Origin of the sequence: Streptomyces sp. NPDC001222 (genome assembly GCF_042896945.1) — a bacterium.
GTDB lineage: Bacteria > Actinomycetota > Actinomycetes > Streptomycetales > Streptomycetaceae > Streptomyces > Streptomyces gibsoniae.
This window is the reverse complement of record NZ_JBIAXT010000059.1, coordinates 1-21207: the sequence shown is the minus strand read 5'-3', so window position 1 is coordinate 21207 and position 21207 is coordinate 1. Positions and strand designations below refer to the sequence as shown.

Here is a 21207-nt window from a genome sequence, read left to right as displayed (position 1 = left end):
CGACAGCGCGAACACCCCCACCGTCGACACCGCCCCGCTCCACCAGGCAAGCACCCATCGGGCCAGGCGTCAGCACCCCACCGACATCACCAACAGAGTCACGGCATTGTCCCGAGATGCGCGATGAGCTCGCATTCCACGAACCGCTGGTGTCGAAGCCGAAGAGCAGCAGTCGGAGTCACATTCCGTATTTGGGTGTTAACAGTGTGCTTCGGTATGCGCCGTGCGCCGCCGCAGTTCCGGTCATGCAGCCGTGCTCAAGGCCTCCGGGCTCTGCACATCCACCTCGTGCGTCGGCAGGGGCACCGGCTTCGGAACCATACGCGTGCGCACGACAAAGCCCGTTGCGATCACGCCGGCGATGAGCACACCGCCGGTCACCAGCGCTCCGCGGGCTCCGGCAAATTGCATGAGAAGGCCGAGCGCCGGCGGACCGCCGAGACTCCACACCGTGCCGATGCTGTTCCAGACGCCGAGTACCCGGCCACGGAGGTGTGCGGGCGGATCGGTCTGCAGTACAGCCGTGCCCGCGGTATCAGAGACAGACTCGGCCACGGCCATGGGCAGGACGAGAACCAGGAGAACGGCCAGCGACGGCGACAGCCCCGCCGCCACCTGCAGCAGCCCGCCGACCGCGGCAAGGATGCCGACGTACCGGACGGACGGCCGGCGCATCCTGGCGCCGAGGATCGCGCCTATGATGCCGCCCGCGGCCAGCACGCTGGAGACCGTGCCGAACGCCCCCGCACCGCCTGCGAGCGGGCCGGTGACGAGGACGGCCAGGGTGAGCCCGTAATTGCGCCCGAAGACCGAGCTGATACCTGTGACGCAAGCCAGCGCCACCAAACGCGGCCTGCGTGCGAAATAGGCCAGACCCTGCCGTACGGTCATCTCCCGGCGGGGTGCGGCGGGCCGTTCAGTGACGGACTCGTTCACCGACGGGCGTGGCGACGCGCTGTACGTGGGACGCAGGAACGGTACGACCGACGCCACGAAGAGGAAAGAGACTCCGTTGGCGGCGTATGCGGCGCCGCTGCCGAGGAATCCGACTGTTACTCCGGCGAGGGCGGTGCCGAGGAGCCGGCCGGCGCTGTGAACGAGCGCGCCGACGCCGATGGCCGAGGACACGTCTTCTGTGGGGACGAGGTCGTTGCCCAGCAGGGCGCAAGCCGGCCCGTCGACGGTGGCGATGACGCCGGTAACGGCGGCGAGGGCCAGCAGAGATGTCATGCCGAGCTGGTGCAGCACCACGAGCACAGCGGTAGTGAAGGCCACCAGGCCGAGCAGGGCCTGGCTTACGGCCACCGTCACTCTGCGAGGCCACCGGTCGACGGCCGCGCCCCCCAGCAGGCTCATCAGCAAGGCGGGTGCGGCCTGCACGGACATGGACAGACCGGTAGCCGCCGCCGATCCGGTGATTTGGAGGACGAGCAGGTTCTGCACCGTGAGCTGCATCCATGTGCCGACGTTCGACACAAGGTTCGCCGCGGACCACCAGCGCATGCTGCGGTACCTCAGCGATCGCCAGGGCGAACGGGGTGAGGAGAGGGTGGTGTGCCGGGAGGATGTTTCGGGCGCAGGCGAAGGCCAGACAGGTGCAGGAGACACAGTGCGTTATTTGACCTCAACGAGGAGTCAACGGCAAGACTGGTGGAGCCGGGCGCCCGGCCGCGCTGCGCGGGCTGCGTCCTCCGAGTCATTCAGACAGGGACCATCGTGACAGATCGGACAGGGCGACCGATTGGGGCTCCCGCGTCAATATCTCCGTAAGGGCGCCATGGGCCCCCGGATTCCCGGGACTTGACTCGCGGGGTGTGCTTGGTCACAGGTGCAGCGCCGGCAGCGTTCAAAAAGTGAAGCCGACTGGCTCGCACTGTGAACCAGGTCACTCTGTGTACGCCGACCAGCGAGGCGAGCACGAGACGTCAGCGGTGCCTACCCTTTCCGGCCAGCGCACCTAGTAATTCGGACACAGCAGTCGGCGCCGACGGCTGGCAGGGTTGGCTGTCGGCGGCTTGTCCAAGAGGCTGAGGGTGGTGCCGACTCCTTCGCGGCGTGCTCGGGGGAGTGCCTTGCGGCTGCCGTCACCTACGGTCAGTGCCCCGGTGGGGCCGAAGTTCTCCGCCGGTGGTTGGCCGTCAACTGACCGATGATTACCCCTCGCCTGTCAGTCTGGAACTACGATTGTCGGCCCGCCGCTGTCCCGTTTCCCGGTGTCCGGCGCCGGCGGGCACACGGGTGCGGTTGTGCATACAGTCCGAGGGCCAGTGGACCACTGCGGTTCCGCAACGCTCTCTTGCTCAAGTCTCGGGGCGCACTTGATCCGAGTGGACAACTGGAATCAACGTGTGAAAATTACTGGCAGGGGATTCCCGCGTTAGTGCCGTCGGAAAGACGGTTCTTCCACGAGGGCGCAGCTGCCGCCCTGACCGACTGACAAAACTGCTCCTTTCTTGTTCGCGAGCTTCTTCTCCCGCGCCCGACCCGCGAACGCCTCGATGACTTGGCCGTTGTGTGCCCGCGACGCGGAAAAGGGGACCTCCCATGACTCATGCGACGACGCGTGCCCCTTGGCGGCGTGCCCTGGTGACCGGCGGCGCCGGCTTCATCGGCAGCCACCTGTGCGAACAGTTCCTGCATGCAGGAATCGAAGTCGACTGCGCCGACAATCTGGTGTCTGGAACACGGGAGAACGTCGCGCACCTCGAAGGCCGCCCCGGGTTCCGGTTCGTGGAGTGCGACGTCTGCGCTACCGAGGCACTTGGGTGCCTGGGAGGACCGTACGACGTGGTCCTTCACTTCGCCTGTCCCGCCTCACCTGCCGATTACCTGCGTCTCCCACTCGAAACCCTCGACGTCGGCAGTCTGGGTACGCGTGCCATGCTGGCGCTGGCCGAGCGGGACGGGGCCAGGTTGCTGTTGGCCTCGACGTCCGAGGTTTACGGGGACCCCCTTGTGCACCCGCAGCGTGAGGACTACTGGGGCCACGTCAATCCGGTCGGCCCGCGCAGTGTGTACGACGAGTCCAAGCGGTTTGCTGAGGCCTTGGTCACCGCGCATGTGCGCACCAGGGGCGCCGACGCGGGCATCGTGCGGCTGTTCAACACCTACGGCCCACGGATGCGCGCCCACGACGGCCGCGCGGTGCCCACCTTCGTCTGTCAGGCCCTCGCTGGAGAGCCGCTGACGGTGGCGGGGGACGGCAGCCAGACCCGGTGCCTGTGCTACATCGACGACACCGTCGACGGCGTCCTGCGGGTGGCTGCCAGTCACTCGGTGCGCCCGGTCAACATCGGCGGGACCGACGAGGTCACCGTGCGGGAGATTGCCGCCCGCATTGTGGAGCTAACGGGGTCCTCTTCGCGGATCGAGTTCGTCGACCGCCCCGTCGACGATCCGCAGCGGCGCCGCCCCGACACCGCTTTGGCACGTGAACTGCTCGGCTGGTCGCCGCGCGTTCCGTGGGAGGAAGGGATCAAGCAGACCATCGCCCACTTCGCCGCACGGCTGGGTGCGTGAGACGGCTCGGCATCTCTGAGACGTCGTCCACTCCATTGCGACGGAGGCATCATGCGCGTACTGGGAATCAACGCCCTCTTCCATGATCCCGCCGCTGCCCTCGTCGTGGACGGCCTGATCGTGGCAGCGGCGGAGGAGGAACGCTTCAGCCGACGCAAGCACGGCAAGCGACCCCTTCCCTTCTCCGCGTGGGAAATGCCCGAATTGTCTGCCCGTTGGTGCCTGGATCACGCGGGCCTGAACCCCTCCGATCTCGATGCGGTCGCTTACTCCTACGATCCTGAAATCGCCCGCCCCGCCGACCGCATGGGATTGCACGACCCGTGGGACCATCTGCGACAGGAATACGCTCGCCGAGCACCGGAGTTCCTCGCCGAAGCGCTTCCCGGGCTCGACCCCGGCAAGGTCCGCTTCGTCGCCCACCATGTCGCCCACGCCGCCTCCGCCGGCCAGGCCTCCCCGTATCCGGACTGCTCCGTCCTGGTGTTGGACGGCCGCGGCGAATGCGGCTCCCACCTCGCCGGCCGGTATGTAAACCGCGAACTGACCGTTCTTGGTTCGCAGTCACTGCCACATTCGATGGGCCTGTTCTACGAGGAACTTACCCAGCACCTTGGATTCCTGCGCAGCAGCGACGAGTTCAAGGTGATGGCACTCGCGTCCTTCGGCAAGCCCCGTTTTCTGGAGCAGTTGCGGGCGTACGTCCACCTGGACGACGGCGGTGGCTTCCGGACTCGTCCTGTCCCTTGGCCGTCGATCGTTCCACCCCGCTCGGCGGGCGCTCCCTGGACGCAGGACCACGCCGACGCGGCGGCCAGCGCCCAGGCATGCCTGGAGGAGGTCCTGCTCGGCCTGGTGCGGTGGCTGCACGAGCGCACCGAGGACGACGTGCTCACGCTGGCGGGCGGAGTTGCCCTCAATTGTGTGGCCAACAGTCGGTTGCACCGCGAGGGTCCCTTCCGTCAGATCTGGGTGCAGCCCGCTGCCGGGGACGCGGGCACCGCCCTTGGCGCAGCACTGCACGTGGCCCACCAGAAGGAGACGGTGGAGTCCATGCCGACCGCAGCCCTGGGTCGGGGCTGGGACGACGCCGACCTGCGTGCCTGCCTGGAGAGCGCCGACGTGCCGTACGAGGAACCCGGTGACATAGCCGAGACCGTCGCCGACGAACTCGCCCGCGACGGTATCGTGGCTTGGTTCCAAGGGCGCAGCGAGTACGGCCCCCGAGCCCTGGGCCACCGCTCGTTGCTGGCCCACCCCGGCCGAGCCGCGAACTTGGAGCGGCTCAACGCGGTGAAGGGCCGCGAGGAGTTCCGCCCTGTCGCCCCGATGGTGCTGGCCGAACGGGCCTCGGAACTGTTCGACGGTCCTCTGCCCAGCCCGTACATGCTGTTCGTGCACGACGTGGCTGACGGGTGGCGCGAGCGCATCCCGGCAGTCGTGCACGTGGACGGTACGGCCCGGATCCAGACTGTAGACCGCGCTGCCGAGCCGCTGGTGGCCCGGATGATCGAGGGTTTCGAGCGCCGGACTGGGCTGCCCGTCGTGGTCAACACCAGCCTCAACACCGCAGGGCGGCCCATGGTCGACGACCCGCGCGATGCCCTCGAGTGCTTCGGCTCCGCTCCGGTCGACCTCCTCGCATTGGGGCCGTTCGCCATCCGCCGCAGGAAGGTGTTCGCATGACTCCCGTCCGCCGCTTGCACGGTGCGGTCGCTCCCGCATACGCCGTCGTCGTCCCGACGATCGGGCGGGATTGCCTCGCCGACTGCCTGCGTGCACTGGCCGCGGCCGAGGGCCATCCGCCCGAGGAGGTAATCGTCGTCGACGACCGCCCGGAACCCGGGGCGCCGCTGTCCTTGCAAGCAGCCGGCGTCCTGCACCCCAGGGTGCGCACCCTGCGCACCGGGGGCCGAGGCCCAGCCGCTGCCCGCAACGCCGGGTGGCGCACCGTACGTACGCCATGGACCGTCTTCCTGGACGACGACGTCCAGGTACTGCCCGACTGGTCCCGCCGTCTCGCCGGAGACCTCTCTGTGGCCGACGAGACGATCGGCGGAGTGCAAGGGCGCCTGAGCGTCCCACTTCCCAAGGGCCGCAGGCCCACCGACTGGGAGCGAGGCACTGCGGGACTTGAACACGCGGCTTGGGTGACCGCCGACATGGCCTACCGGACGGCGGTACTGGCGGAGGTCCGGGGATTTGACGAACGGTTTCCCCGCGCGTTTCGGGAAGACGCCGATCTTGCCCTGCGGGTACAGGAAGCTGGGTGGTCGCTGCACCGGGGGCGGCGCGCCACCTGTCACCCGGTGCGGACAGCCGACCCGTGGGTGTCGGCACGGGCCCAGCGCGGAAACGCAGATGACGCACTGATGAGCCGTTTGCATGGGCGTGACTGGTGGGACCGGGCCCAGGCACCGCGCGGCCGGCTGCCGCGGCACGTACTCGTGACCGCCATGGCTGTGACGGCGCCCGCACTCGCGCTGGCGGGTCGGGCACGCTCCGCCGGTGTCGTCGGCGCCGTGTGGGCGCTCGGCACTGTCGAGTTCGCCCTGACCCGCATCCTTCCCGGCCCTCGCACCGCCTCGGAGGTCGCCACCATGGCGGTGACAAGCGTCGTCATCCCTCCGCTCGCGGTCCGCCACTGGCTCACCGGCTGGATACGCCACCGAAGGGCCGAGCCCCTGCGGCCGGCGCCACGCGGTCTCCTGCCTGGCACCGACCCGGCGGCGCCCACGCGAAGGACCCTGTCGCAAAGGAGGATGCCGTGAAGCTTCGTACGAGGGATGCCAACCCCGAGGATGCGGCGTGCCTCCGTCTCGCGGAGGTTGCGGCGCCCGCGGTGATGCCTTGTGGACCGGCCCATCGCGCTGGGGACTACGCCGCACGTCCCTGCTCCATCGGTCGCATGGGGACTCGTCTGCCCGCTGGTCTCGCAGCCGTCCTCTTCGACCGCGACGGCACCCTCATTGAGGACGTGCCCTACAACGGCGACCCCAACCAGGTACGGCTGATGCCCGGTGCACGGGGAGCCGTGGAACTGCTGCGCTCCGCGAGCCTCGCGGTCGGCGTGGTGAGCAACCAGTCCGGAATTGGACGGCGCCTGGTCACTGACGTCGAGGTTCGGTGCGTCAACGAGCGTGCTGACGAACTGCTCGGCGGTCTCGATCTGTGGTTGTGCTGCCCGCACCTGCCCGAAAACGACTGCACCTGCCGCAAGCCCCGGCCGGGACTGGTGATGGAGGCGGCGCGACGACTCGGCGTGAGCCCTCACCAGTGCGTCGTGATCGGGGACATAGCGTCCGACATACTGGCCGCGGATGCGGCCGGAGCCATGGGTGTTCTCGTGCCAACCGCAGCGACCCGGCCTGAAGAGATCGCCGCGTCGCCCCGTACTGCGGCGGACCTGCTCACAGCGGTCCGGATGCTGCTCAACCCGGACGTGGGTGACGGGCCGTGAAGGCACTGGTTGTCCGCCTCGACAGCTTCGGCGACGTGCTGCTCGCGGGGCCCGCGGTCCGGGCTGTCGCCGCACACTGCTCTCACGTGGCGATGATGTGCGGCCCGAAAGGCGAGTCCGCCGCCTGCCTGCTTCCCGGTGTCGACGACGTGATTGTCTGGGCGGCACCCTGGGAGGGGCTGGATCCGCCCTCGGTCCGTGAGGCGAACATCGACGGGCTGGTCCGTCGACTGAGGGACGCAGCCTTCGACGCCGCGCTGGTTTTGACCTCGTTCCATCAGAGTCCGCTGCCCACGGCACTTCTGCTCCGGCTGGCCGGCGTCGCGCGGATCGGCGCGGACAGCGTCGACCATCCCGGCCGGCTCCTTGATGTGCGGCACCGTCGGCTTCCGGAGCGGCATGAGGCCGAGGCGGCGCTCGACACAGCCGTCGCCATGGGCTTCCTGCCACGCCCTGGGGACGATGGCCGGCTGGGCATCCTGCCACCGCCGGACACGGTGACCATGACCGGCAACGGCCCTTATCTCGTGGTCCACCCCGGCGCGAGCGCGCCCGCCCGTGCTTGGAGCGCCGACCGCTGCGCCGAGGCTGTCGCTCTGCTCACCGACGCCGGGCATCGTGTCGTGGTCACCGGAAGTCCCGGCGAAGGGGGCCTCACCCGGCGGGTGAGCGGCGATGTGGCAGTCGATCTGGGCGGCCGCACCGACCCCCGCACCCTGGCGGGTGTGCTGAGCCGCGCCCGCGTGGTGGTCAGCGGCAACACTGGCCCAGCTCACCTGGCCGCTGCAGTGGGCACCCCGGTCGTGTCCCTGTTCGCGCCCGTGGTTCCGGCGGACCGGTGGGCTCCGTACGGCGTGCCGAGCGTGCTCCTCGGCGACCAGACGGCACCGTGCGCGGGCAGCCGTGCCCTGGAGTGTCCTGTTCCCGGCCATCCGTGCCTGGATCAGGTCACGGGCCAGGACGTGGCGTGCGCGGTTCACAAACTCCTCCAGGAGAGAGCATGAACATCCTTGTCTGGCATGTGCACGGCTCGTGGCTCACCGCGTTTGTCCAGGGGCCTCACATCTTTCTCATTCCGGTGACGCCCGGGCGCGGACCGGACGGGTTGGGGCGGGCCCGTACCTGGCAGTGGCCCCCGACTGTCTGCGAACTGACGCCCGCGCAGCTGCGGGAAGCCGACATCGATCTTATGGTGCTGCAACGGCCGCACGAGCTCGAACTGGTCCAGCGATGGACGGGCCGCCGCCCCGGTACCGATGTGCCCGCTGTGTACGTCGAGCACAACAGCCCGCCCGGGAAAGCCGTGGACACCCGTCACCCACTGGCTGGCCGGAGCGACATTGCGCTCGTACACGTCACCCATTTCAACCACCTGATGTGGGACAACGGGCGAGCGCCCACTGCGGTGATCGAGCATGGCATCCTCGACCCGGGCCACCTGTGGACCGGCGAGGAGCAGCGCGCCGCTGTCGTCGTCAACGACCCCGTGAGGCGCGGCCGTACCGCCGGAACGGACCTGCTGCCCCGGTTCGCCGGCTGGGTACCGCTGGAGGTGTTCGGCATGCGCACCGAGGGGCTCGCTGTACATCTGGATATTCCGCCCGACCGTTGCCGGGCACGCGACCTGCCGCAGAGTGAACTGCACCCGACGATGGCCCGATGTCGTCTCTATGTCCACCCCATGCGCTGGACCTCTCTCGGACTATCCCTGCTGGAGGCCATGTTCCTGGGGATGCCAGTAGTGGCGCTGGCCACGACCGAGGTTCGCGAGGCCGTGCCCGACGGAGCAGGCGTCGTCTCCAACCGGTTCGATGTACTCCAATACGCCGTCCGCGGATTCCTCGCCGATCCCGGCTACGCACGCCGCACTGGGGAGGCCGCACGCACCGCGGCGCAGGCCCGCTACGGAGAACGACGTTTCCGGGACGACTGGGAACACCTGATCAAGGAGGTCACCCGATGAGCCGCAGCCTCCCCTCGGCCGGCCTCGTCGCCATGGTCTCCGAGCACGCCAGTCCGCTGGCCGAGCTCGGAGGGGCCGACGCGGGCGGCCAGAACGTGTACGTGGCGCAGCTCGCAGCACAGTTGACTCAACGAGGCCACGAGGTCGTGGTGTATACGCGCCGCGACGGCGTCGGGTTGCCGGAACGGGTCAGGACCTCGGATGGTGTGCAGGTCGTCCATGTGCCGGCAGGACCGCCGGTGCCGATACCGAAGGACGAACTCCTTCCTTACATGCCCGAGTTCGGCCACTGGCTGGCCCGGGAGTGGGCAGCCGATCCGCCTGACGTGGTGCACGCCCACTTCTGGATGTCGGGGATGGCCGCGCTGGCCGGCGCACGTGCACTCGGGGCACCGGTGGTGCAGACGTACCACGCCCTCGGAACGGTGAAGAAGCGGTACCAGGGCGCCGCCGACACCAGCCCGCCCGACCGCATCGGGATCGAAAAAGCAGTGGGCCGCGAGTGTAGCGCGATCATCGCCACCTGCAACGACGAGGTGGCCGAGCTCGAAGCCATGGGCCTGTCTCGCCGGAATATCTTTGTCGTCCCGTGCGGGGTCGACCCCGAACAGTTCGCCGATGTCTCCGAGACGCGAGGAGACGGCTCCCGGACCTCACGGCTGCTCTCGGTCGGCCGACTCGTGCCCCGCAAGGGCATCGACCGCGCCATCCGCGCCCTGGCCGCCGTTCCCGGCGCCCAGTTGCTCATCGCCGGCGGACCTGAATCCACCCTCTTGGCGTCCGAGCCGGAGGCCGAGCGCCTCCGGACAGTTGCCGACGAATGTGGAGTCAGCGATCGTGTGGCGCTGTTGGGCGGCGTGAGCCGTGAGCAGATGCCGTGGCTGATGTCCAGCGCGGACCTCGTGCTGTCGCTGCCCCGTTACGAGCCGTTCGGCATCGTTCCGGTTGAGGCTATGGCCTGTCGTACCCCCGTCGTCGCCACCGCGGTCGGGGGGCAGATGGACACCATCGTGGACGGCCACACCGGCGTTCTGGTCGCACCCGAAACGACCGATCATGACATCGGCGTGATCATTCGCGGTCTGCTGGACGACCGGGCCCTGCTCGCTGAGTACGGCGCCCACGGTCGGCAGCGTGTGCTCGGCCACTACACGTGGGGCCATGTGGCCGACAAGGTGGCGCGGGTCTACAGCGCCGTCTCCTCCGCCCCCTCACTCTCGGGAGTCGCCCGATGAAACTCGTCACCGACGCCACGCACTGCGATGACCTGATGGAGGCGCTCGGAGGGTTCCGCGAGCACACTCCGCAGATCCAACGGTGGAGCTCTCTTCTAGCCCACCGCCTCGGCAGCGGTGCCCGGCTGCTGGCAGCGGGCAACGGCGGCAGTGCTGCCCAGGCCCAGCACCTGACGGCCGAACTGGTGGGCCGCTACTGCGACGACCGCCCCGCATTCTCCGCGCTGGCGCTTCACACTGACACCTCCGCCGTCACCGCCATCGCCAATGACTACGGCGTGCAGGAAATCTTTGCCCGGCAGGTCGCCGCGCACGGCCGGCCCCAAGACGTTCTGATGCTGCTGTCCACCAGCGGTGCCAGCGCCAACCTGCTCGTCGCCGCGAACCAGGCACAGCGCCTCGCCATGACCGTTTGGGCGCTGACCGGCCCAGCCCCCAACCCATTGCAGGCCACAGCCGACGAGGCCCTGTGCGTGGCCGCGGCTAGCGCGGCCACTGTGCAGGAATTGCACCTCGTGGCCGTCCACATGCTCTGTGAGTTCTTCGACCGGGCCGTAGAAGGGACCGCCGACGGGAAGCGGTACCGCCCGACCGGTCAGCGGTGGAGGACAGCGCGAAGAGGCGGCGGATGATGGCCGCGCCCCTACTCGTCGTCGGGGACGCTCTACTCGACCACGATCTGACAGGCCGCGCCGAACGTCTCGCACCCGACGCGCCCGTGCCCGTGGTGAGGGACGTCCGGCGCCTCACCCGCCCGGGAGGGGCGGCGCTTGCCGCCTGCCTCGCCGCGTCCGACGGTTGGAACGTCACCCTCGTCACCGCGCTGGGCGACGACACCTCCAGTGACGTACTGCGCCAGCTGCTGGACGGGAGAGTCGAGCTGATACCGCTTCCCCTGACCGGTGAGCTATCCACCAAGACCCGGGTCCTCGTCGACGGCCGGCCATTGCTGCGCCTGGACGACGGCGACGGGCGCGCCCGTGCAGCGACCGAGGAGACGTGCCAGACGGTGGCCGCTGCCTCAGCCGTCCTCGTCGCCGACTACGGCCAGGGCAGCGCCGATGTGCTGCGCGACGCCCTGGCCGAGGCGGCGGCCCGTGTGCCCGTGGTCTGGGACCCACATCCGCGCGGCGAACCGCCGGTGCCAGGCGTCCGGATCGTCACACCGTCCGCGACCGAGGCCCGCGCCTTCGCCGCTCGGCTCGACGGCGCGCCGGCAGTTGTGGACGAGAACGAATTGCGTACCGCCGCCCAGGACGCCGGGACGCTCGTCGAGGCGTGGCGGGCAGCTTCGGTGGCCGTGACTCTGGGCGGGCGGGGCGCGCTGCTGTCCCATGGTGGGACCCCGCTGATGGTGCCCTCGCCGGTGACCGTCCAGGGCGACGCCTGCGGAGCCGGGGACCGGTTCTCGGCGACGGCAGCCGGTTTTCTGGCAGACGGCGAGCTGACCGAGACCGCCGTACGCGCTGCCGTGCACTCCGCCACCCGGTATGTCGCCGAGGGCGGTGTCCGTGCGCTGGGCACCGGCACGGCCCCGGCCGAGTCACCGTTCCGCGCGGCACGGCGCGAGCCGACCGAGGATGCGCTGTGCACGGCCGCCCGGGTGCGGGCCGCGGGCGGTACCGTTGTCGCGGCGGGCGGCTGCTTCGACCTGCTGCACGCAGGCCATGTCGCTCTCCTGCAGGCGGCCCGCCGCACCGGCGACTGCCTGATCGTGTGCGTCAACTCGGACGAGTCCGTGCGCCGCAACAAGGGTAGCGGCCGGCCGCTCGTGCCGGTGGCGGACCGCATCCGAGTGCTGCGCGCCCTTGAGTGCGTCGACACGGTCGCCGTGTTCGACGAGGACACGCCAGAGCGGCTGCTCGCCGAGCTACGCCCGCACATCTGGGCCAAGGGCGGCGACTACGCCCGTACCCCTATGCCAGAAACCTCGCTCGTAGAGGGCTGGGGCGGCCAGGTCGTGCTCTTCCCCTATCTCGACGGCCGCTCCACCACCGGCATCGCCGAACGGGCAGCGCATGCTCCGACACCCGAGGACCGCGCCGAAGATGCGTCGCACCAAGGGATGCGACGGTGACCGCCACGCAGGGTCGGCGCCAGCTTGTGGTGCTGCGCGCGCTCGGACTGGGTGACCTGCTCACCGGCGTGCCAGCGCTGCGTGGTGTGCGCCGAGCCTTCCCTCGGCATCGGATCGTCCTCGCGCTGCCCGCGAAGCTCGCCGAGGCCGCGCTGGCCACCGGCGCAGTGGACGACGTCCTGGCGGCCGAGGCGCCCGACCGGGGCGTGCCCTGGCTGGACGACTGGCCGGGGCCGCCCCCAGACGTGGCGATCGACTTGCACGGCAACGGGCCCGAGAGCCGAGACGCGCTGGCCGCCCTCGCACCGCGTCAGCTGCTGGCCTACGCACAGCAGGACCCGGTCCCGGCCCGGACCCCAGTGTGGCGGCCGGACGAACACGAACGCGAGCGCTGGTGCCATTTCCTCGGGGTGTACGGCATCCCCGCCGACCCCGACGACCTCCAGCTTTCCCGTCCGGCCGCGGCCTCCCCCGCGCCGGGCGCCGTCGTCATCCACCCCGGTGCGCAGTCCACTGCCCGCCGCTGGCCTGCGGAGCGCTATGCAGAGGTGGCGTGGAGGCTACGTTCTGCCCGGCACCACGTTGTGATCACCGGCGGCCCGAAGGAAGACGCGTTGGCGATGGACGTTGCCGGGCTGGCTGGCCTGCCGGCATCGGACGTGCTGCGCGGCGGGCTGCCGTTCGGCGTGCTGTCGGCGCTCGTCGCCGACGCGGCGCTGGTCGTCAGCGGCGACACCGGCCTCGCTCACCTCGCTGTTGCCTACGGCACGCCGTCCCTAACGCTGTTCGGACCAGTGTCTCCTCGTCTGTGGGGGCCGCCACTCGACCCGCGCCACCGCGCGCTGTGGAAAGGCGGACCGCCCGGAGACCCGCACGACCACGTGCCCAACCCCCAACTCCTGCGGATTGAGACCGATGAGGTCACCACCGTGGCCCTGACCTTGCTTCACACAAGGCCGGCCACCATGCCGCCCGGCCGTACGGCCCTGAAACGGAGATGAGGCGTGTGTCCCACCAGCCCTCGCCTGACGCCTACCCCGTCCGAGCCGACACCCCGGACGGCAGGGTCACCATCGCGGTCATCACCCGCGATCGGTGCGCCAGCATGCTACGCACACTGGATGCACTCGGCGCGCTCCCCGAACAGCCTCCTGTGATCGTCGTGGACAACGGATCCGACGACACGACGCTGCGCGCAATACGGCATCATCCAGCAGCCACCCGCGTGCTCAGGCCCGGCCGAAACACGGGCTCACTGGGCCGTAATCTTGCGGCAAGACTGGCTACTACGCCTTACGTCGCCTTCAGCGACGACGACTCCTGGTGGACGCCGGGCGCTCTGCGCCGAGCCGCCGACCTGCTCGACGCTCACCCCCGCCTGGGCCTGGTGGCCGCCCGCACTCTCGTCGGCCCCCACGCCACGGAAGACCCACTCAATGCCATCCTCGCCGCATCGCCCCTGCCGGACGAGCCCGATCTGCCGGGACGACCGGTACTGGGCTTCCTGGGCTGCGCGTGCGTGGCGCGCCGGGAAGCCTTCCTCACTGTGGGGGGCTACCATCCGTTGCTCTTCTTCGGCTGCGAGGAGACATTGCTGGCCTATGACCTCGCGGCCGGCGGCTGGGGCGTTACGTACGAACCCTCCCTGACAGCCCGCCACGATCCTGCCCCCTCGGCTGGCACGAATCGCAGCCACCTGCTGCGCCGCAACGAAGTCCTCACCCTGTGGCTGCGTCGACCTCTCTCGGTGGCACTGGGGGGCAGCACACGTCTCGCCGCAGCAGCCGCCGCCGGACGCCCGGGCGCTCGGCAGGCCCTGCTCGAGGTCCTCACGCGTCTGCCAGCCGCTCTCTCACGGCGCCGAAGGCTGCCACTGCATGTCGAACGCGCGGCCAGGCTGCTGGACGAGGCCCCAACCACACGAACCTAAGAAGCAGACGCCCGTGCCAGCTTCCGACTCCTACGCCACCGGATCCTGCTGAGCTGACACATGGGGGGCACGTCTGGCCGGGCCTGGCACCTGATGCACCAGGCCGGAATGGGGCGGGCGAAGGGACAAGTCGAATGGGGCGAGCCCACCCTCCTCGGGCGGCCGCGGCAACCACCGTGCTCGGCTCCGTTTTCGGGGTCGGCACAGTGGTGCCAAATGGCCTGCTGGCTCCGTCGACCTGTCAGCGGGCGCGCGCTGGCCGGGGAGGGCAGTCGGTCGGCGAATCAGGTCCGGGGCAGCCATTCCGGGCGCTGGGAGCCGCGCGGAACGAGGATCTGCCGGTAGGCGCCGGGAGTGTCCGACATCTTCACCTGGTCGGTGATGCCCTGGTAGTGGCCGAGAGGGGTCTCGGCGGTGAAGAGCTCCGGGTCGGGGTAAGCATGCAGCTCACCGGTGCCGGCGATCTGCTTGGCGTAGTCCTGGTCGAAGATGCCCATGGACAGGATCCACAGGGCGACGCGGGACAGCACGACGTGGACGCGGTAGCTGCCCCCGTCCTTGGCGCGGCGGCGCAGGGCCTCGGCGATACCGGCGGTCATGAACCACGACAGGAGGTAGTCGTTGACGACGGTGATGGGGGGCAGGGCCGGCTCGTCGCCGTCGCCCTCCAGGTGCAGCAGGCCGGTGAGCGCGCCGGCGGTCTGGTCGAAGCCGAGGTAGTCCTTCCACGGACCGGTCTTGCCGTTCAGCGACACCGTGGCGTAGATCGCGCCGGGGCGGCGCTCGATGGCCTCTTCCTCGGACAGACCGATGCGCTCCAGGAAGCCGGGGCGGCGGTTGGCGTAGAAGACGTCGGCCTCGGACTGGAGCTGGTGGATGCGGGCCAGGCCTTCCTTGGTGTAGGGGCTCACGGTGGCGGAGCGCACGCCGACGCTGGTCGTGTTGTAGGTGACGTCGTGCTCGAGTTCGTAGGGACGCCACAGGTTCAGCACGTCCGCGCCGTGCAGGGCCATGGCGCGGCCGGCACCGGCACCGGCGATGATGTGGCCCATGCCCAGCGCGCGCACGCCGTCGAACGGGGCGACGGGGTTTGCGGGCAGCGGCTCGGGGTCGCTGTCACCGATGCGGGTGATCTCCACCAGCGGCAGCTTGGACAGGACCTGCTTGTACTGCTCCTCCTGCAAGATCTCCTGGGGCGTGCGCACCATGGGCATCACGCAGCCGGCCTCGGCGCCGGCCTGCTCCAGCTCCCGGGCGTTCCACTTCGAGACCGCGGCCGCGACGTGCTCGGGCACGTCACCGGCGCCGAGCAGCCGCTGGGCGGCGACCTTGATGTTGGGGTAGATGTTGAACGGCATCATCCAACGGCCGTCCGCACTGCGGTAGAAGTTGTTGGCATAGGCCATGTTGATGATCGACGGGGTCCCGCTGGGGTAGCCGTTGAGCAGCTCCCACTTGCCCTCGTAGAAGGGGCACAGGCGGTGCGGGCCCTTGCGGATGTCCATGTGGACGTCCTGGCCGCGACCGGTGCGGTCCTTCCACAGGGCGGCGATGGCGGCGGACTTGGCGACCAGGGAGATGCCGGAGGCCGCGCCGAGGCGCAGGGTGCTCGGGACGACCGGGTCGGCGCCCTCGTAGGTGATGTGGCCGCCGGTGTCGCCCGGCTTCAGGCCGATGCCCGCGAGGACCTCGTTGGTCTCGGCGTGGATGTCGAACGTGTCGTCGGTGGCCGGGTCGGCGATCGCCTTGTTGATCTTTTCGGTGAGGGACTTGTCAGACAGGGACATGATTGCTTTGTTTCTCACGCTGGTTTCGGTGGTGGGGGAGGGCGGTCAGGCGCGGTCGGCGGTGCCGGCGTCCGGGGTCTGGCCCAGAGCGCGCATGAGGGCGATCTGCGCGCGGTCGCGCTCGGCGGCCAGTTCCTCGACGGTGGTGCCCCCGAAGGCTTCGTTGGCCTGCTCGATGAGTGTGGCCACGGTCGCCTCGTCGAAGGCGGGGTTGCCGAGGGCCGGCCACATGTTGGCCTCCATGGCGCGGCCGAGGTGCTCGATGAAGTGCGGCAGCCCGCCCGGGCCACCGCCGAGGTGGAAGGTGCGGAACGGGCCGCCGACCGCCCAGCGCATACCGATGGAGGCAGTGACGATGTCGTCGAGCTCCTGCTCGGTCACCACGCCCTGGGCCACCAGGTACACGCACTCGCGGAAGATCGCGGACTGCAAACGGTTGGCGACGAAACCGGGCACCTCCTCGCGCAGGACCTGCGGCTTCTTGCCGAGCGCGGCGTAGAACGCCTTGGCCTGGCAAACCGTCTCCTCGGAGGTCTTCTCGCCGGGCACGATCTCCACCAGCGGTACCAGGTGCGGGGGGTTGAACGGGTGGCCCACGATGAGGCGCTCGGGCTGCTGCATCGCCTGCGCGATGGCGGTCGCGGGGATGCTGGAGGTCGAGGTGGCCAGCAGCGCGTGGGCGGGCGCGTTCTGCTCGACGGTCTGCCAGATCTGCTGCTTGAGATCCAGGCGCTCGGGGCCGTTCTCCTGTACGACGTCCACGCGCCCGACGGCGGTGGCCAGGTCGGCCTCGAAGGAGAGCCCGGCTGCGAGGTCCTCGGTGTCCAGCCCGAGTTCGGCCAGGGTTGGGGTGATCTCCTCCAGACCCGCCCGGACGAGGTCAGCGATGTCGTCGCGCGGGTCGTTGATGACGACGTCGATGCCGCGGGCGAGGAAGAGACCGGCCCAGGAGACGCCGATCACGCCGCCGCCGATGATCGCGGCACGCTTGTAGCGAGCTGACACAGGCTCGGAAAGGGGAGTCATGATTTTTGATCCTTCTCGGAGGGGGTGCGCAGGTGCCTTCCACTGGGGTCGAGTGGGGAAGGGCCGAGTTGCTTTGCCGACTCAGGCGGCGAGGTAGTCGTAGACCGGCTCGACCGGGTCGAGGCTCAGGTCTGTGACGATGTGGCTGGCGCCCAGAACCTCCAGGACCGGCAGGTCTGCAAGCGGTGCCATCACATGGGCGAACAGCTGGAGGCGGGCCGGGGCGGTGTAGGCGCTCTTGACGGTGATGTCGGTGATCCGCGTGCGAACCAGCTCACAGATACGGGGGGTGCCGTCGTAGTTCGGGACCGTCTTGACCATGTAGGTGGGGGAACAGACCTCGGCGCGAGCTTCGTCCAGGTCCATGGTGTGGTGCTTGTAGCCCATGGTCGCGGTGGCTACGCGCACCGTGCCGTAGTCGAGCGTGCCGACAAGAGTGTCGGAGTCCACGTAGAGGGTGGGCGAGCCGGCCTTCTTCGGGTACGCGCTGTATTCACGGCCGCTGGAGATCGCCGGGACACTGTCCACGTACATCGCGAGGTTGAACTCGCCCTTCTCACCTTCGTGTTCCACAGCGATCAGCTGGCCGGCTTCGGTGTAGTCACCCAGAGCGGTGGTGTCGGGCATCCGCATGAGTTCGAAGCGGACCACCGGGTCGGTGATCGTCAGCGGCTCGGGGACGATACGGCGCAGCGCCTCGGCATGGGTGCGGTAGTAGATGTTGAGGTACTCGCGATTGTTGAAGCGGTACCGGGTGGGCGCGTAGGCGGGGGAGTCCAGCGGAGTGGTGAAGAGCCGGGCGACGTCTTGCTTGCGCATCGTGACCTCCAGGGAGAGGGCCTGGGTTCAGCACGGTGGTGCGGCGTTGCCGTGCCTCTCCCGCATGACCCAGGGCTGGGGAGGGGGCCGGATTCGGCAGCCCCACGACCTAGTGGACGCCTTCATGGGCATGTCTGTCCAATATATGGACGTATAGTGATCCATATGATGGAGGATATGACCCTCACGAAACGGCTACTGCAGCAGTTCCTGACAGTGGCCGAGGAAAGGCATTTCGGTCGGGCCGCAGAGCGGCTTCGCATGAGCCAGCCACCGCTCAGTCAATCCATTCAGCGCCTGGAGCGGGGGCTGGGTGTGCGGCTATTCGACCGAGGTCCGGGAGGAGTCTCTCTGACCGCTGCCGGTGAGGCGTTCGTCGTGGATGCGCAACGTGTCCTGGACGCGCAGTCCATGGCCGTCGAACGGGTGCGACGAGTCGCCGGCGGTTTGGAGGGGGATGTCCGAGTGGGTTATGTCAGCATTCTCAGTCACCATTATTTGCCCGGACTGCTCCGGGCGGCAGCCGAGGAAATGCCAGGACTGCGCATCCATCTGCATCAGGATTCGCCGGCCGCCCTCGCCGAAATGGTCAGATCCGGCACGTTGGACCTCGGATTTCTGCGCGACCCTTCCTCTCTGTCGCACGAGCTCCAGTATCATGGCTTCGCCGTCGAGCGTATCGCCGTGGCGCTTCCGCGCGATCATCCTCTGGCAAGAACCGGCGAAGTGGCGTTGAGTGAAATGCGCAGCGAGGATTTTGCGCTCCCGGATCCCGTAACGCTACCGACCTTGGCTCAGCAGGTGCACCTTGCCTGTAGTGAGGCGGGATTTTCGCCACGCAGTCGAGCGGTGGCTGATGATCTCATCGGCCTACTCAGCTATGTCGCCTCCGGTCTGTGCGTGAGCCTCCTGCCTGAGCCACTGCGTGATTTCCCGATTCCGGGGGTCTCCTTCGTTTCCTTGCAAGGGCAATCGCCCCTGCTCGAAACCAAGCTGGTTGCCGTCCGCCGCCCGGATGCGGATGCGGCCGTCCTTCGCCTTCTGGACCTGATCACCCGCCACACCGTCACGTGAATGACCCGGCAACCTGCGGTCGGAGTCACCGCTTTCTCATATTGCGAATCCCAGCCTCGTGCCTTGAAATGAAGGCACCCTGAAATTGATTGAAGGCCTGAAACCCGGTGTGACCGCTGCGGTCACACCGCTGTTAGCGAGACGCCAATTCCACTCTAGGTGGTTCGCCAATAGCGTTCCCGAAGCCGAAGCAATGCACGAAAGGATGCAGCAATGGCGAACGCAGACACGTCCGGACCACTGGCCGGAGTGCCGCTCACTACAGAGGCCGGTGCGCCGGTCGCCGACAACCAGAACAGTGAGACGGCGGGCGTCGGCGGACCGGTCCCGATCCAGGACCAGCTGCTGCTGGAGAAGCTGCCCACTTGGGAGCGCATTCCGGAGCGCGTGGTGCACGCGCGCGGTGCCGGCGCGTACGGCACCTTCACGGTGACCGCCGACGTCACGCCGTACACCCGTGCCGCCTTCCTCTCCGAGGTCGGGAAGCAGACGGAGACGTTTCTGTGCTTCTCGACGGTGACCGGGAACCTCGGTGCGGCGGACGCGGTCCGCGACCCGAGGGGCTTCGCGCTGAAGTTCTACACCGAGGAGGGCAACTACGACTCGTCGGCACCCCGGTGTCCTTCATCCGGGACTCGATCAAGTTCCCGGACTTCATCCACACGCAGAAGCGCGACCCGTACACCGGCTCGACGGAAGCCGACAACGTCTGGGACTTCTGGTCGCTGTCGCCGGAATCCACGTACCAGGTGACCTGGCTGTTCGGCGACCGCGGCGTTCCGGCGTCGTACCGGCACATGAACGGCTACGGCTCGCACACCTATCAGTGAACAACGCGGCTGGCGAGGTCTTTGGGTCAAGTACACTTCAAGACCGAGGGGATCAAGAACCTGACCGCCGAGGAGGCAGAGATCCTCGCGGGCAAGGACCCCGACTCGCACCAGCGCGACGTGCGCGAGGCGATCGAGCGCGGTGAGTTCCCCAGTTGGACCGTGCAGGTGCAGATCATGCCGGAGGATGAGGCGGCGACGTACCGCTTCAACCCGTTCGACCTGACCAAGGTGTGGCCGCACGAGGACTACCCGCCGATCGAGATCGGCAGGCTGGAACTCAACCGCAACCCGGACAACATCTTCGCCGAGGTCGAGCAGTCGATCTTCAGCCCCGCCCACTTCGTGCCGGGCATCGGCCCGTCCCCGGACAGAATGCTCCAAGGCCGGCTGTTCGCCTCCGGCGACGCGCACCACTACCGCGTCGGCATCAACGCCGACCACCTGCCGGTGAACCGCCCGCACGCCACCGAGGCGCGCACCAACTCCCGTGACGGCTTCCTCTACGACGGCGGGCACGGCGGGGCGAAGAACTACGAGCCGAACAGCTTCGGCGGGCCGCAGCAGACGGGCCGCGAGGGTCTGCTGCTCGGCGCGGACGCGGAGTTGCAGGTCTCGGAGTTCCCGTGGGGGAAAGCCCACGGTCCGGGCGCTGTCGGCGGTGCTGGTGCAGCGGGTGCGGACCGGGCAGGGGCGGCACTGGCTCTTGGTGAACCGGGCCACGATCAGCGGGGCGGCGGTGGGCGAGGACGTCGGGTAGGGGCCGCGCCGGCCCGCGTTGACCTGGTCCTGGGAGCAGGTGACCTGCCGACGGTCGAAGTCGATGTGGAAGTCGTCCCGGTCGAAGCCCTGTTCTTGCGGTGCTGGCGGGTGGGGTTGGCCGGCAGTGGGCCGCTGACGGTGATCTGGTGTTCACGGGCGGCTCGTTCCAGGTGGACCAGGGAGGTGTAACCGCCGTCGACCAGGTGCTCGGCGGGCAGCAGACCGCGACGGGCCAGGCGGGTGTGGGTGCCGGGCAGGGCCTGGCCGTCGTTCGTGGCGGCCGAGGTGGTGGCCACGCCCGTGATCACGTTCAGGCTGCCGGAGGCACACGTCTCGGTGACATGTGCGGCGAACCCCTTCCATCTGATGATGTGCCCGTGGCGGACATAGCGCGCCGTGGTGTCGTAGGGCGAGAGGATCGCGGAGGAGGAGGGCGGCAGACCGCCGTCGTCGGCAGTGCGCCAACGCAGGCGGCCTGCCGCGTCGCGGTAGTAGTTCTGCAAGATCGCCGCGTGCGCCGAACGGCACGGCCTGACCGGCCGACGCCTGGTCGAACTGCACTTGTCCGCCACGGAGGTGGCCGCCAACAGCATCCGGCACGGCGGCGAACACGGTGTGCTGCGTACCTGGTGTCGGCGACGGCTCAATATGAGGCCAGCTTCGGCGCTTCAGTTGTGGGCCATCCGTAGTCTCGTTGGATGGTGTGTCCGTCAGTCGTTGCTGCT

16 protein-coding genes and 2 pseudogenes are annotated in these 21207 nt (G+C 68.9%); 14 read left to right on the top strand and 4 right to left on the bottom strand.

Annotated features, from left to right (window positions below):
• Positions 1 to 243: 243 nt before the first annotated feature.
• Positions 244 to 1503, bottom strand: coding sequence for an MFS transporter (locus ACFY2Z_RS39960; RefSeq protein ID WP_390748911.1), 1260 nt, complete (start codon positions 1501 to 1503; stop codon positions 244 to 246).
• Positions 1504 to 2544: 1041 nt separating this feature from the next.
• Here ACFY2Z_RS39960 and ACFY2Z_RS39955 point away from each other — a divergent pair.
• The 11 genes from ACFY2Z_RS39955 to ACFY2Z_RS39905 all read left to right on the top strand — a co-directional run bounded on the left by ACFY2Z_RS39955 (position 2545) and on the right by ACFY2Z_RS39905 (position 14184).
• Complete coding sequence (locus ACFY2Z_RS39955) at positions 2545 to 3519, top strand: NAD-dependent epimerase/dehydratase family protein (RefSeq protein ID WP_390748910.1); 975 nt, start codon at positions 2545 to 2547, stop codon at positions 3517 to 3519.
• 51 nt (positions 3520 to 3570) lie between these two features.
• On the top strand, positions 3571 to 5205 hold the full coding sequence (locus ACFY2Z_RS39950) for a carbamoyltransferase (protein WP_390748909.1): 1635 nt from the start codon (positions 3571 to 3573) through the stop codon (positions 5203 to 5205).
• A complete protein-coding gene (locus tag ACFY2Z_RS39945) occupies positions 5202 to 6290 on the top strand; it encodes a glycosyltransferase family 2 protein (RefSeq protein WP_390748908.1) in 1089 nt (362 codons plus the stop codon). The genes ACFY2Z_RS39950 and ACFY2Z_RS39945 overlap by 4 nt, the downstream gene beginning before the upstream one ends.
• Positions 6291 to 6427: 137 nt before the next feature.
• Positions 6428 to 6979, top strand: coding sequence for a D-glycero-alpha-D-manno-heptose-1,7-bisphosphate 7-phosphatase (locus ACFY2Z_RS39940; protein ID WP_390748907.1), 552 nt, complete (start codon positions 6428 to 6430; stop codon positions 6977 to 6979).
• Positions 6976 to 7983 carry a glycosyltransferase family 9 protein gene (locus tag ACFY2Z_RS39935; protein ID WP_390748906.1) on the top strand — a complete coding sequence of 336 codons (1008 nt, stop codon included), beginning with the start codon at positions 6976 to 6978 and terminating at the stop codon, positions 7981 to 7983. Before ACFY2Z_RS39940 ends, ACFY2Z_RS39935 begins: the two co-directional genes overlap by 4 nt.
• Complete coding sequence (locus tag ACFY2Z_RS39930) at positions 7980 to 8942, top strand: glycosyltransferase (protein WP_390748905.1); 963 nt, start codon at positions 7980 to 7982, stop codon at positions 8940 to 8942. Before ACFY2Z_RS39935 ends, ACFY2Z_RS39930 begins: the two co-directional genes overlap by 4 nt.
• Positions 8939 to 10177 carry a glycosyltransferase gene (locus ACFY2Z_RS39925; RefSeq protein WP_390748904.1) on the top strand — a complete coding sequence of 413 codons (1239 nt, stop codon included), beginning with the start codon at positions 8939 to 8941 and terminating at the stop codon, positions 10175 to 10177. The genes ACFY2Z_RS39930 and ACFY2Z_RS39925 overlap by 4 nt, the downstream gene beginning before the upstream one ends.
• On the top strand, positions 10174 to 10809 hold the full coding sequence (locus tag ACFY2Z_RS39920; RefSeq protein ID WP_390748903.1) for an SIS domain-containing protein: 636 nt from the start codon (positions 10174 to 10176) through the stop codon (positions 10807 to 10809). The genes ACFY2Z_RS39925 and ACFY2Z_RS39920 overlap by 4 nt, the downstream gene beginning before the upstream one ends.
• Positions 10809 to 12254, top strand: coding sequence for a PfkB family carbohydrate kinase (locus ACFY2Z_RS39915; protein WP_390748916.1), 1446 nt, complete (start codon positions 10809 to 10811; stop codon positions 12252 to 12254). The genes ACFY2Z_RS39920 and ACFY2Z_RS39915 overlap by 1 nt, the downstream gene beginning before the upstream one ends.
• A complete protein-coding gene (locus ACFY2Z_RS39910) occupies positions 12251 to 13255 on the top strand; it encodes a glycosyltransferase family 9 protein (RefSeq protein ID WP_390748902.1) in 1005 nt (334 codons plus the stop codon). The genes ACFY2Z_RS39915 and ACFY2Z_RS39910 overlap by 4 nt, the downstream gene beginning before the upstream one ends.
• Positions 13252 to 14184 carry a glycosyltransferase family 2 protein gene (locus tag ACFY2Z_RS39905; protein ID WP_390748901.1) on the top strand — a complete coding sequence of 311 codons (933 nt, stop codon included), beginning with the start codon at positions 13252 to 13254 and terminating at the stop codon, positions 14182 to 14184. The genes ACFY2Z_RS39910 and ACFY2Z_RS39905 overlap by 4 nt, the downstream gene beginning before the upstream one ends.
• A gap of 284 nt (positions 14185 to 14468) precedes the next feature.
• On the opposite strand, the gene ACFY2Z_RS39900 is transcribed toward ACFY2Z_RS39905, so the two are convergent.
• From ACFY2Z_RS39900 to ACFY2Z_RS39890, 3 genes are all read right to left on the bottom strand, one after another.
• Positions 14469 to 15971, bottom strand: a complete 1503-nt coding sequence (locus ACFY2Z_RS39900) for a CoA transferase (RefSeq protein ID WP_390748900.1) — start codon at positions 15969 to 15971, stop codon at positions 14469 to 14471.
• Positions 15972 to 16016: 45 nt separating this feature from the next.
• Positions 16017 to 16997, bottom strand: coding sequence for a 3-hydroxyacyl-CoA dehydrogenase family protein (locus ACFY2Z_RS39895; RefSeq protein WP_390748899.1), 981 nt, complete (start codon positions 16995 to 16997; stop codon positions 16017 to 16019).
• Between the two features lie 81 nt (positions 16998 to 17078).
• The gene (locus ACFY2Z_RS39890; protein ID WP_390748898.1) at positions 17079 to 17816 is read right to left on the bottom strand and encodes an acetoacetate decarboxylase; all 738 of its coding nucleotides are present in this window, start codon (positions 17814 to 17816) and stop codon (positions 17079 to 17081) included.
• A gap of 177 nt (positions 17817 to 17993) precedes the next feature.
• On the opposite strand from ACFY2Z_RS39890, the gene ACFY2Z_RS39885 reads away from it, so the two are divergent.
• The 3 genes and pseudogenes from ACFY2Z_RS39885 to ACFY2Z_RS39875 form a co-directional block, all read left to right on the top strand.
• Positions 17994 to 18890 (top strand): LysR family transcriptional regulator, encoded by an 897-nt coding sequence (locus tag ACFY2Z_RS39885; RefSeq protein WP_390748897.1) that lies wholly within the window; start codon positions 17994 to 17996, stop codon positions 18888 to 18890.
• A 213-nt stretch (positions 18891 to 19103) separates the two neighbouring features.
• Positions 19104 to 20671: pseudogene (locus tag ACFY2Z_RS39880) on the top strand (catalase).
• A 312-nt stretch (positions 20672 to 20983) separates the two neighbouring features.
• A pseudogene (locus ACFY2Z_RS39875) lies at positions 20984 to 21112 on the top strand (sensor histidine kinase); the annotation flags it as partial.
• Between the last annotated feature and the right edge of the window lie 95 nt (positions 21113 to 21207).

Coding starts and splice junctions, on each gene's coding strand:
- ACFY2Z_RS39920 (WP_390748903.1), top strand. CDS start 10,174: ATGAAACTCGTCACCGACGCCACGCACTGCGATGACCTGATGGAGGCG.
- ACFY2Z_RS39945 (WP_390748908.1), top strand. CDS start 5,202: ATGACTCCCGTCCGCCGCTTGCACGGTGCGGTCGCTCCCGCATACGCC.
- ACFY2Z_RS39885 (WP_390748897.1), top strand. CDS start 17,994: ATGACCCTCACGAAACGGCTACTGCAGCAGTTCCTGACAGTGGCCGAG.
- ACFY2Z_RS39890 (WP_390748898.1), bottom strand. CDS start 17,816: ATGCGCAAGCAAGACGTCGCCCGGCTCTTCACCACTCCGCTGGACTCC.
- ACFY2Z_RS39955 (WP_390748910.1), top strand. CDS start 2,545: ATGACTCATGCGACGACGCGTGCCCCTTGGCGGCGTGCCCTGGTGACC.
- ACFY2Z_RS39915 (WP_390748916.1), top strand. CDS start 10,809: ATGGCCGCGCCCCTACTCGTCGTCGGGGACGCTCTACTCGACCACGAT.
- ACFY2Z_RS39905 (WP_390748901.1), top strand. CDS start 13,252: ATGAGGCGTGTGTCCCACCAGCCCTCGCCTGACGCCTACCCCGTCCGA.
- ACFY2Z_RS39900 (WP_390748900.1), bottom strand. CDS start 15,971: ATGTCCCTGTCTGACAAGTCCCTCACCGAAAAGATCAACAAGGCGATC.
- ACFY2Z_RS39930 (WP_390748905.1), top strand. CDS start 7,980: ATGAACATCCTTGTCTGGCATGTGCACGGCTCGTGGCTCACCGCGTTT.
- ACFY2Z_RS39925 (WP_390748904.1), top strand. CDS start 8,939: ATGAGCCGCAGCCTCCCCTCGGCCGGCCTCGTCGCCATGGTCTCCGAG.
- ACFY2Z_RS39940 (WP_390748907.1), top strand. CDS start 6,428: ATGGGGACTCGTCTGCCCGCTGGTCTCGCAGCCGTCCTCTTCGACCGC.
- ACFY2Z_RS39960 (WP_390748911.1), bottom strand. CDS start 1,503: ATGCGCTGGTGGTCCGCGGCGAACCTTGTGTCGAACGTCGGCACATGG.
- ACFY2Z_RS39895 (WP_390748899.1), bottom strand. CDS start 16,997: ATGACTCCCCTTTCCGAGCCTGTGTCAGCTCGCTACAAGCGTGCCGCG.
- ACFY2Z_RS39950 (WP_390748909.1), top strand. CDS start 3,571: ATGCGCGTACTGGGAATCAACGCCCTCTTCCATGATCCCGCCGCTGCC.